Genomic DNA, 1,215 nt, shown 5'->3' with positions numbered 1-1,215 from the left:
GAGACTAATATGAAAAAAATTTCAAGTGCAATATTATTGATTGCTTTCATTGCTTTTATCAACTGTAAAAGCAATGCTGGAGAAGTTTCTACAAACGATCCAGAAAAAGAATTTTACCAGTCAATTATAAAGTTAGGTAATGGATTCCTAGATGTGTTTACCTCTTTTGGGGGATTAGTTGCAGACGCATTTGGACTAAAAGCAGATCCAAAAAAATCCGAAGTACAAAAATATTTTAACTCAATAGCTACAAAACTAGAAACGACAATTTCCAGCCTTGCTAGCTTACCCAAAGAAAACGGGGGAGGCACCAAAGATCAACCTGGAAAGGACACTGCAAATAATACAGGAAGTGCTGTTGAAAGTGCTATCAAAGAAATTAGCGAAAAGTTAAAAGCAATTGCCGAAGCTGCTAAGAAGGCTGCTGGAGCGGCTGGTAGTGATGAGACTTCGATTGGGAATGTTGTGAATGCTGGTGGGGCTGGTGCTGGTGGCGGTGCAGCTGATACAAACAGTGTTAAAGGGATTGCTAATGGGATGAAGGCGATTGTTGATGCTGCTGAGAAGGCAGCTGGGGCTGGTAAGGAAGAAAAAAAAGAGTTGTTAAAAGCTGCTGGTGATGGTGCTGCTACTGGGACTGATAATGCGGGTGCGGGGCATTTGTTCTCTGGGGCTAATGGTGCTGGTCAGGGTGCTAGTGATGCGCAAGCACAGAAAGCGGCTGGGGCTATAAATGCGGTTAGTGGTGAGCAGATATTGAAAGAGATTGTTGATGCTGCTAAGAATGGTGGGGCTGGTGCTGGTGCTGCTGCTGCTGAGGCTACTAATCCGATTTCGGCTGCTATTGGGGCGGCTGCGCAAGGTGGTGCTTTTGGTAATGGTATGGATCAGAATAGTAAGGTTGCTGCTGCTATTGTGCTGCGGGGAATGGCTAAGGATGGAAAGTTTGCTGTTAATAATGACAATCAAAAGGATGGGGTGAAAAGTGCTGTTGAAAGTGGTGTCAATAAGACTATCCTGGCTTTGACAGGCATAGTTAAGGAGGCTGTTGACGCTGGTCTAAAGACCATTGTTACTGCAGTTAAGGGTGCTAGTGATGCTGGTGCTGGTGCTGCTCATAGAAAATAGTACAATACAAGGAAATTTCTTTTCACATATAATGTGTTCTTTTCGACTTGAAGGGATAAAGTGCAGAACTTTATCCCTTTATTATTA

Annotated in this window: 1 protein-coding gene; it reads left to right on the top strand. The window is 43.4% G+C overall.

Going from position 1 to position 1,215, the window contains the following annotated elements; genetic code table 11:
• Nucleotides 1-9 precede the first annotated feature (9 nt).
• On the top strand, nucleotides 10-1,128 hold the full coding sequence (locus tag BSV1_RS04550) for a variable large family protein (RefSeq protein ID WP_008882912.1): 1,119 nt from the start codon (nucleotides 10-12) through the stop codon (nucleotides 1,126-1,128).
• Nucleotides 1,129-1,215 lie beyond the last annotated feature (87 nt).

The organism is [Borrelia] finlandensis, assembly GCF_000181875.2.
Classification (GTDB): Bacteria; Spirochaetota; Spirochaetia; order Borreliales; family Borreliaceae; genus Borreliella; species Borreliella finlandensis.
The sequence above is the reverse complement of the archived record's forward strand: the minus strand, read 5'-3'. Positions and strand labels throughout refer to the sequence as shown.